The sequence below is a fragment of the Thermostichus sp. OS-CIW-33 genome (assembly GCF_054059615.1).
In genome coordinates, this window is the sequence record NZ_JBSSCH010000037.1 from 1 (window position 1) to 9631 (window position 9631).

The 9631-nt window shown below is 58.9% G+C and carries 8 protein-coding genes and 2 pseudogenes; 4 read left to right on the plus strand and 6 right to left on the minus strand.

Going from position 1 to position 9631, the window contains the following annotated elements; translation table 11 throughout:
- Window positions 1-315, minus strand: a pseudogene (locus ACVWZG_RS13670) (RNA-guided endonuclease TnpB family protein); the annotation flags it as partial.
- 374 nt (window positions 316-689) lie between these two features.
- On the opposite strand from ACVWZG_RS13670, the gene ACVWZG_RS13675 reads away from it, so the two are divergent.
- Window positions 690-1538, plus strand: a complete 849-nt coding sequence (locus ACVWZG_RS13675) for a hypothetical protein (protein WP_414331048.1) — start codon at window positions 690-692, stop codon at window positions 1536-1538.
- A 7-nt stretch (window positions 1539-1545) separates the two neighbouring features.
- Here the strand turns inward: ACVWZG_RS13675 and chlP are convergent, their stop codons facing one another.
- The 5 genes from chlP to ACVWZG_RS13700 form a co-directional block, all read right to left on the minus strand.
- Complete coding sequence (chlP, locus tag ACVWZG_RS13680) at window positions 1546-2766, minus strand: geranylgeranyl reductase (protein WP_414331046.1); 1221 nt, start codon at window positions 2764-2766, stop codon at window positions 1546-1548.
- A gap of 124 nt (window positions 2767-2890) precedes the next feature.
- A complete protein-coding gene (locus ACVWZG_RS13685; RefSeq protein WP_414409255.1) occupies window positions 2891-4027 on the minus strand; it encodes an extracellular solute-binding protein in 1137 nt (378 codons plus the stop codon).
- Entirely contained in the window at window positions 3999-4463 is a 465-nt protein-coding gene (gene ruvX, locus ACVWZG_RS13690) for a Holliday junction resolvase RuvX (protein ID WP_457407488.1), read from the minus strand. The genes ACVWZG_RS13685 and ruvX overlap by 29 nt, the downstream gene beginning before the upstream one ends.
- Window positions 4460-5839 (minus strand): DUF3084 domain-containing protein, encoded by a 1380-nt coding sequence (locus ACVWZG_RS13695; RefSeq protein WP_414406884.1) that lies wholly within the window; start codon window positions 5837-5839, stop codon window positions 4460-4462. Before ACVWZG_RS13695 ends, ruvX begins: the two co-directional genes overlap by 4 nt.
- A gap of 105 nt (window positions 5840-5944) precedes the next feature.
- Window positions 5945-6925: an alpha-ketoacid dehydrogenase subunit beta gene (locus ACVWZG_RS13700; protein ID WP_414331610.1), complete on the minus strand. Its 981-nt coding sequence runs from the start codon at window positions 6923-6925 to the stop codon at window positions 5945-5947.
- 183 nt (window positions 6926-7108) lie between these two features.
- Here ACVWZG_RS13700 and pdxA point away from each other — a divergent pair, with 183 nt between their 5' ends.
- From pdxA to ACVWZG_RS13715, 3 genes and pseudogenes are all read left to right on the plus strand, one after another.
- Complete coding sequence (pdxA, locus tag ACVWZG_RS13705; protein WP_457407486.1) at window positions 7109-8131, plus strand: 4-hydroxythreonine-4-phosphate dehydrogenase PdxA; 1023 nt, start codon at window positions 7109-7111, stop codon at window positions 8129-8131.
- Window positions 8132-8221: 90 nt separating this feature from the next.
- Window positions 8222-9337: an aldo/keto reductase gene (locus ACVWZG_RS13710; RefSeq protein ID WP_457407490.1), complete on the plus strand. Its 1116-nt coding sequence runs from the start codon at window positions 8222-8224 to the stop codon at window positions 9335-9337.
- 87 nt (window positions 9338-9424) lie between these two features.
- Window positions 9425-9631 (plus strand): annotated as a pseudogene (locus tag ACVWZG_RS13715) (hypothetical protein); the annotation flags it as partial.

Below are 9631 nucleotides of genomic sequence, written 5' to 3' on the forward strand. Positions count from 1 at the left end.
CGAAAAGATACGGGCATCGTAGGTCGCAAAGCCTCTCTTGAACGCTTTGACCGGACGGTTTTTCTGTCGGGCAACTTTACGGGCACCGGCCAGCCATCTGCAGACCTGCTGAGCCAAGTTACTGGACAAGCCGAACCGGGCCCGGATTTGGCGGTAGCACAGAGATTGAAGTTTAACGGCGTTAACTACCTTCTCTGGTGTGTTTTGGTTGACCCAGTTCAAGGCTTGGCCGAAAGCAGCCAAGGTCGCGTCCAATTTGGCGGCTTGCGACTGGGACACCTTGAGCTTGCAGGAGACGGTCAGGACTTGGGTCATGGTTCTATCGTAACTTCCGCATTCCTCCCGACCCTCGTCCTACGGACAGAGGGCGGGGCTCCTGCGCTAGTAAGCTGGACTTTCTGATCCTATCGCAGACGGGATCCCAGCGGAAAACGGCAGAGCCCGTGGCGCTGCCCCGACAAAATGGCCCCTGGGATCCACCGCCAAGGCAACCCCCAGCTTGATGAAGATAGGCACCGGGTTATTTTTGGGCAGAGCGGATGAAGTTCAAAGCCGTTATTGTTGGAAAGATTATTCAAAGACTCCCCCTGGTTTGCGCCGACCCTAGGTTAGGCTATTGCCATTCCGGGGGAGCAAGAAACACCGCTGCTCTGCCCCAAAGTCCGCGAGTTGAGTTAAGGAAGGTTGAGGTGAAGGGGAGACTGACCTGCCATTTCCCTGTGCTGCTATTGGCCCTGCCTCTGTGGGGATCCCCGACCTGGGCCGGAGAGTATTTCACCGAGGAAGTCACCAGCCCCAGCCTGGAGATCGTTCACGGCTGGCGGCAGGAGGTGTACGGCATTGGGGTTACCATCACCAACACCAGCCTCGGCTCCTTTCGGGTGCCCTTGGAAATTGATATGGAGGATCGGACTAGCTGTGAGCGGGCCGACTTGGTGCTGACCAACAATCGCATCATGCCGATGGGATCCTTCCAAGATTGCATTCTCAACATCTTTCCCTACCTGGATAAGTTCATCAACCAAGAAGTCGCCAGCATCCGAGTCACCCTAAAAGGGCCAGCTCCCCTCCTGGAAATTCCGGTAGAGGAGTCGGATCGACTGATTTTGGCCCAGGTGGCCAACCAATCGCGGGAAGCCTTTGTTTTCTTTCAGCAGGAGTTGGCCCGTGTTTTGGAGCTGCTGAGGCAGTCGGATCCCAAGCAAAGCGAGACGGCCCCACAGCCTGGCACCCCAGTTCCGACCGCCACCCCAGCCGAGTCTGCCGCTAGCCCAGGAGATTTTGTAATCGTGGGATCCATCCGGGAAGAACGAGTGGGGGCCGGTAGCCGCCTAAGCGTGGAAGCGATCAACCGCAGCACCCGCACGGTTCTCAACGCCCGCGCCCGCTTCACCTTCTACCGGGGGGAGGAAGTTGTCGATACGCGAGTGGCAGCGTTTGAGCCCAGCGACGTGCCCCCCGGACAAAGGGCCTCTGCCAGTGTGCTGAAAACCGAGGCCAACTGGGATCGCGTTACGGTGACCTTCCAGTGGCAGTAGGGTTACTTCAGGGAGCCAAAGCGTTGCCGCGAATCAGGCTGCCCAAGGTTTTGACCGTGATCTTGAACTGCACCCAAGGGCTCATGGGCACCACCGTCTTGTAGAGGTAGCTGTCAAAGGTCATCCTTTGCACGTCCCGGTCGGCGCACATCTCCACAAAGGCTTCGCGGGTAGCGTTGGAACGGTAGAACACCCGCTGCAGGATGTCCAAGACCTTGTAGGTCAGGCCGTATTGGCGATCCCAGCGCTTAAGATACAGCTTGAGATCCTCTTCGCTGGGGATGCGCGCCCCACCGTTGGAGGTCTCGACGATGGTCTCGGCGCACATGCGGCCTGACTTGGCGGCAAAATAGATCCCTTCGCCGCTGGATTTGGTTACGTATCCCGCCGCATCTCCCACCAAAGCAGCACGGCCCACCACACGGCGCGGACGGGGATGCTCTGGGATCGGATGGGCTTCCACCTTGATCACCTGGCCTCCTCGAATCCGCTCGGCAGCACGGGCGCGGATCCCAGCTTGCAACTTTTGGATGTGGGCTTGGTTTGCCCTCATGGTGCCGGTGCCCACGGCTACATGGTTGGACTTGGGAAACACCCAGGCATAAAAGTCTGGAGAAACATCGTCCCCCACATACATTTCTGCCCGCTCTGCGTAGTAGGCCATTTTGTCGTCCGGGAGCCGGATGCGCTCCTGAAAGGCCAGCGCATAGTTGTAGTCGCCAGCACCAATGGCTTCTGCCACCTTGGAGTGGAACCCATCCGCCCCGATCACCACATCCACAGCCAAAGAACGCGGCACCCCTTGCCTCGATCCGTCGGAAAAATCGTTGTAGTGCAGGATGTAGGGATCCCGGCCATTCTGGGGGATTTCCAGATGCATTACCTTGCCGTTGATCAGCTCCGCCCCTTTTTGGTGGGCACGATTGCGCAAGAAGGCATCCAAGATCTCGCGGCGGCACATGCCGATGTACTCGTTTTCTTTTTCGAGGGCGATATCCACCTCATAGTTGGAAGGGGAGATCATCTTCATCTTGCGCACTTTGCGGTCGATGATCCCCTCGGGGAGGTCGAACTCGGAGACCATACAGAGGGGAATGGCGCCCCCGCAGGGCTTGGCATTGTCCAGCTTCCGCTCAAACAAAAAGGTTTCAATTCCCGCTTGGGCCAGAACTTCGGCAGCAGAGGCTCCGGCTGGGCCGCCCCCCACAACAGCAACTCTCAGACTCAAGGTGCTCTCCTCGATGCAAGTGCAACTGGCTCATCAGACAGCAGGCATCCTACCACAGCTCCTCAGAAGCATTGCGGACCTTGACGAAGTGTTGCAGAGTGGAGGGCTCGCGCTCGCTGTGTTTCTACAAAAGGCCCCGCCGCATTTGATCCCAGAGGTTGAGATAGGACTCGGCTTCGGCTGAGCTCAAGGGGCGCCAGATCTCCGAGCGTTGCCAAGTGGAGATTTGCAAGTCGGCTCTGCGTTGCAGGCGTGGGGCAAGTTGAGCCAAATCCAGCGGCAAAACCGAAGGGATCCCGCTCAGATTGACCAAGCGGGGGGCAAATTCAGGATTCAAGACAAAATCAAGCCAGTCAGCCAACAGGGATCCGGAATCGGTCTGGGTTGATTCTGTGTGGGCATTGTCTTCGACGTGGGGTCGCACCCAGACATCCCACCAGATGGCGGATCCGGAGGCCGGGATCACCACTGCCAGCTCAGGGTAGTTGGCTTGGGTGGCGTAGAGATCCTGCGACCAGCCCACGGCCACCCAGCTATCGGCCAAGCGCAAGATGGGCAGGTAGTCAGAAGAGGTGTAAGTTAAAACCTGACGGTGCAGGGATCCCAGCTCTTGCCGTAATTCCACATCCTCAGGGTTGAGGGGATCGTTGTAGGAGCGGCCCATTTTCTTTAGGGTTAGCCCAATCACCTCCCGCGGATGATCCGGCAGAGTCAGTTTGCCGGCCAGCTCAGGCCGCCACAGATCCGCCCAGTCCCGAATGGGCTCCCTCACCCGATCCCGGCGGTAGGCAATGGCCGTTACCCCCCAGCGCCAGGGCACACCCCAAATCTGCCCCTCCCGGAGTGCCGCAGCTTGCCAACGGGGATCCAGATTCTGCCATCGTTCTCCCAACAGGCTTGCCGGCAGAGGAGCCAGCCAACCGGCAGCTATGGCCCGATCCAAAGCGTCGGCCCCCAACAAACTCAAAGCCGCCACCGGCAGCCGCCGCCGGAACCATCCCCCCGGATCCCACCAGGCCGGATCAGCCGGCTGAACACTTTGCCGGAGATAGGCCAACAACTGATCCCGACTATCCAACAGTTGCAGCCGAAAGCGGGCCTGAGTCCTGCGGCGAAACTCGTTGAGCAAACTGGCAGGGATCCCTTGCTTAAGCGCCACGATAAGAGGCAAGTGCGCATCCGGCCCCCCACATCCTGCTGCCACCAGCCCCAGCAGGATCCCCTGCAGCAGCTCACGTCGGCTCAGCCGTATCTCGCCCACGACAGTACCGCTCCACCAGAATGAGAGCCACCAGATCATCGTAAGCCTTGGCCGGCACCCGCATCCCCTTGGGCAAGAGCCGCTGCCATCCCTGCGGTGGGTAAAAATCCCAGTAGCGCTGACGGGCCTCTTGGGAGCTGTGCCGCTCATCCACCAGGACAATCTGCTGCGGGGGGAGAATGGATTCCAGTTGAGACTTCCAGGCTTGGGCCGTCGTCTGATTGCCCAGGATCACTTGCTCCGCCTGAAACTGTTGCCGGAGCGTTTGTAGTCTAGACAGCGCTGCCGCGGAAGGGACCACCTCCCGGTGTAAAACCTTCAGCTCCGTTTGCGTAAACACCTGCACCACAGCAATGCCGCATTTGTCGCGCCCTGGGTCGAAACCGATCAGCACTCGTTGGCCCTTCAGTCTTGCCGGGTGGAGTGGATCCGTCATCCCTCAGGACGCCCCGCCTGCTGAGCCCCAGAAGAGCCGGGTTGACCGGAAGCTTCTGCCATCAGAAAACTCACCCGCAATGGCCCCGCTGTGTAGATGTCGGTGTCGGCAACTAGCTTCACATCCAGAGGGGTGGTGCTCTGGCGGAGATGCTGCACAACTTCCAGAAACTTGACCTGGGAGAACTCCCCAACGGTGCCGGTGATGGGATCGGAGAGAAGCCCCTCCTCTTGCGAGCGCTGATTGGCCTGGTTCAGCAGCCCCAGCAGTTGCTGTTGGATCTGATTTTCGCTCAAACCCGGTTGAATCACCCCATGGGCCAGCACGGATCCCTTGGCGAAAATCCGCTGGTTGGGGTAAATCTGCACGAGCACAGGCACAGGCTCCCCCTTGAGCCGGTTGGTAACAGAGAGAATGCGCACCGCCCAGCTACCGGGCTCTTGCAACTTCTCCAAGGCTTGATCGGCATCCTCGCGGCGGATCAAGATCGCGTTTTCCAGAGGGGGCATGGGCTGGGATCCAAGGGCAAGGGCCCGCTGTTCCGCCTGGGCCAAAAGGTGCTCAAACTGCCGCCGGATCGCCTCTGGTTTTGCCCCTCTTGGAGCCTCCACAACTCCTGTTGCCAAAACTTCCCCCGCCAAGATGGCCAGTTCCCCCCGCCGCAGCCGCACCGCCAATTGGTTGAGCTGCTCGATCTCCTGCTCAAGCTGGTTTTTCTGGTTCTCCAGTTGGGTTAAGGCCGCCTGCACCACATCCAGGGAGCGCTCCAGCTGATCCCGATCCAGTTGCAGGGCTTGTTTTTGCGACTCCAGGGTGGCGATCACCTGGCGGGCCGACTCCACCTCTGCCTTCACTGCCTCCAACTCGGCATGGGCTCGATCCAAACTGGGCTGCACCTTGGCCAGTTGCTCGTTGGCTGCCGCCAGCTTGGCCTCCGCCTCCTGCCGCTCCTGCAGCGCCACTGCCAGCTGATCGCGCACTTCGCTCAGGCGGGTTTGGGCTGCCGACTGCTGGGTGCGAAATTGATCTAGATCCACCTTGAGGTGGTCTCGCTCAACCCTGAGAGCGGCATTTTCCGCTTCCAAGAGGGCTTTTTGGCGGTTGAGGGCCCGCAGCTCTTGCTCCGCCTGGGCAATTTGGTTGGTGTAGCTGAACAGGGCCTCCGACAGAGAGCGGTTGAGGAGCAGCAGTGTGCCCAAAGTCAGGGCGGAGATGCTCACGCCGGTCACCACGGCCACCAGAATGGCGGTATGGCGGGGGCGCAGGTTAAACCAGGTAAGGCGCTTTTTGCCAATGCGGTAGCCCACCCGATCCCCAACAACGGCAATCAGGCCACTGACAACCAACATGTAGAGGATCAGCAGTACGCCTTGCATATTCGCGGATCCCTGCCATGGAAATCTTAGCAAGGTTGCCCTGAGGATTTTGCAAGTTGCTGGGAGATAGATTTCGGCGCTGTTTTGTAGGGATTTTTGGGGGTTCTAATCCGCGTAGAGGAGCCGCTCCACCGCCGCCACAATATCTGCAGGTTGCACGATGGTGGCCGCCTCCAGCGTGCCGTTGTAGGGGGTGGGAATGTCCTGCGAAGCCAAACGCATCACCGGCGCATCCAGCTCATCGAACAGTTCTTCCATGATGCGAGCTGTCAGTTCCGCTCCAATGCCACCCGATTTCATGTCTTCCTCAACAATGATCACCCGATGGGTTTTGCGCACCGAAGCGGCAATGGTTCCCATATCTAAAGGTTTCAGCGAGATTAAATCGATCACCTCAGGGTCGATCTCCTGCTGCACCAAAGTGTCCACGGCCTTGAGCACGTGGTAGCGCATGCGGGAGTAGGTGAGCAGGGTAACATCGGAGCCGGATCGGACGATTTCGGCTTTGTCCAGAGGCAAAAGGTATTCCTCTTCTGGCAGATCTTCTTTCAAGTTGTACAGGAGCACATGCTCGAAAAAGAGAACGGGGTTGTCGTCGCGGATGGCGGACTTGAGCAAGCCCTTGGCATTATAGGGAGTTGAACAGGCCACGATCTTAAGCCCGGGCACCGCTTGGAAGTAGGCCTCTAGCCGCTGCGAGTGTTCTGCTCCCAACTGACGACCCACCCCGCCCGGCCCGCGGATGACCATCGGGATCTTGAAATTGCCCCCGGAAGTGTAGCGCAGCATACCGGCATTGTTGGCAATTTGGTTGAAGGCCAGCAGCAGAAAGCCCATGTTCATCCCTTCCACCACCGGGCGCAAGCCGGTCATGGCTGCCCCGATGGCCAGGCCGGTGAAGCTGTTCTCGCAAATGGGGGTATCCAGCAGGCGCATCTCCCCGTACTTGCGATACAGGTCTTTGGTGACTTTGTAGGAGCCGCCGTAATGGCCGACATCTTCTCCCAAAACAAATACGTTGGGATCCCGGGCCATTTCTTCGTCGAGGGCAGCACGCAAGGCGTTGTAAAGGAATGTCTCGGCCATAGAGGTTCAATATCGCTAAACCCTCATTAAACCATTTTGCCGGCATGGATCCCCTTGCAGCTGACTTGATAGGCTGAGCTCAGAATTCTTGCTCAAAGGGATGGCGACCTTCCCCACAGCTTTCCTCAGCACTCTCTTTCCCCTGGAACATGGGGATCGTCCGTCTTCTCAAGAAAAGACACCATGAGCATTCCACGGCCCAAACTGGCGCTGACCTTGGGGGATCCCGCGGGAATTGGGCCGGAAATTGTGCTCAAGGCGCTGGCGGATCCTGAGGTGCAGTCTTGCGCCCACATCACGGTTGTAGGGGATCGGCAGGTTCTAGAAGCCACCTATCGCCTGCTGAGAGATCGGTCGCCGGCTCCATTGGCCCATCCGGCAGGGATCCCGATGCTGGAATGCGACACAGGCTTTCGGTTACAGCCTGGCTGTATTGGTCAAAGGGATGCCGACAGTGGTGCGGTTAGTTTTGCTTACCTGAGAACGGCGGTCGAACGGACGTTGCAGGGGGAGTTTCAGGGGATCGTGACAGCACCCATCGCCAAATATCTCTGGCATCGAGCTGGCTACCGGTTCCCTGGCCAAACGGAAGTTTTGGCCCAACTGAGTGGGTCTGAACGCTACGGGATGATGTTTGTTGCCCGTTCCCCCCACAGTGGCTGGCAGATGCGGGTTTTGCTAGCCACCACCCATATTCCCCTCGGCCAGGTGCCCACCGTGCTGACTCCAGAGCGGGTGCGGACAGCGCTGGATTTGCTGGTGGGATCCCTGCGCCACACCTTTGGGATCCGGGATCCTGTGATTGCAGTAGCCGGCCTGAATCCCCATGCCGGCGAACAGGGGCAACTGGGATCGGAGGAAAAAGAATGGCTGACCGAGCTGCTGCGCACCTATGCCCACGCCCAAATTTGGGGGCCGCTTCCCCCCGACACCATGTGGCTGGCTCCCGCGCAAGCCTGGCATGGCCAGGGATCCCCAACTGTGGCAGATGCCTACTTGGCTCTCTATCATGATCAAGGTTTGATCCCGGTGAAGATGCTGGCTTTTGACCGGGCAGTCAACCTGACAATTGGGTTGCCTTTTGTTCGCACCTCTCCCGATCATGGCACCGCCTTCGACATTGCCGGCCAAGGGGTGGCCCGATGCGAGAGCCTCAAGCAGGCGATCCTGCTGGCGGCAGAACTGCTGGGCAAAAACCCCTCCTGAGGGAAACCATGCCTGTGCCCGGCCATCTGAAGCTGTCTCCCGCCTCTGGGGGGTGATTTGATGGGAGTTGCTGGCATCACCTCAGCCGCAATGCTCTACCGTCGCTTTGGGCGCACCCGACAGCTGGTCTCGGTTTTTTCTCTGGGCAGCATGCGCTTGGTCAATGTGCCCAGGGATCAAGCTCAGGCAACCGTTGAGGCAGCCCTAGCCGCAGGGATCAACCACATCGAAACGGCTCAGGCTTATGGCCATGCCGAGGTGCTCTTGGGCGAGATTTTGCAAACCCTGCCCTTTTCACGCCATCAGTTGATTCTGACCAGCAAACTCACTCCCACAGATGGGTTGCGAGAGCGGCTTCAGGGATCCCTGCGCCGTCTGCGGGTGGATTACTTGGATCAATTTGCCTTTCATGGCATCAACCTGCCGGAACACCTGGAGTGGGTGCTGCAGAAAGGGCTGCCGATTCTCCAGCAGCTCCAGCAGGAAGGCTGGGTGCGCCACATTGGTTTTTCCACCCATGGATCCCTGGAGTTAATTTTGCAGGCCATCCAGACAGGATGCTTTGACTTTGTTAATTTGCACTATCACTTTTTCCAACAGCGCAATGCACCGGCCCTAGAAGCGGCTGCCCAGCAAGATATGGGCGTGTTCATCATTTCTCCTGCCGATAAAGGGGGAATGCTCTATCGCCCGCCCCAACACCTGCAGGAGTGCTGTGCACCTTTCAGCCCCTTGGAGTTTGCCTATCGTTTTTTGCTGGCGGATCCCCGTGTTCACACCCTCAGCCTGGGCATCACTCATCCTGAGGAGCTACAGGTGGCCTTGTCGGCTTTACAGGATCCCGACCGGTGGTGGGTGGATGGCCCTCAGATTCAGGAGCGGTTGCGCCAAGCCGAGCAGGAACGCTTGGGATCCAGCCGCTGCACCCAGTGCTACGCCTGCCTGCCCTGCCCAGAAGGGATCCACATTCCCGAAGTGCTGCGTTTGCGCAACTTGGCCATTGCCCACGAGATGACGGAGTTTGCTCGGTACCGCTACAACATGTTCGGCCAAGCTGGGCATTGGTTTCCGGGGTCACCTGCCGACCGCTGTACCGAATGCGGTGACTGCTTACCCCGCTGCCCAGAACATCTGCCTATCCCGGAGTTGCTGGCCGAAGCCCACCAGTTGCTGCATCGCTCTCCAATCCGGCGGCTCTGGGAATGACCATTCCCCCTATCCTGTTTGGCTGAGCTTAACTCCACTTATAATCGGATGGAGTTTATCGATTGCATCACAAGGCGAGGCATCGGAGTGAATAGTCAGAGCCAAGACCGCTTAGACCGGGTGGAACAACTGCTGGCTTGGACGGCTGAACAGACTGCTGCCAACAGCCGAGAAATCCGGGAGCTCTGCCAATCCATCCAGGAGCTGCGTCAGTCCATCCAAGAAAGCCGCACCCAGTCTGCCGAGGAGAACGCCGCCCGTCTGCGGGAAATCGAGGAGCTGCGTCAGTCCATC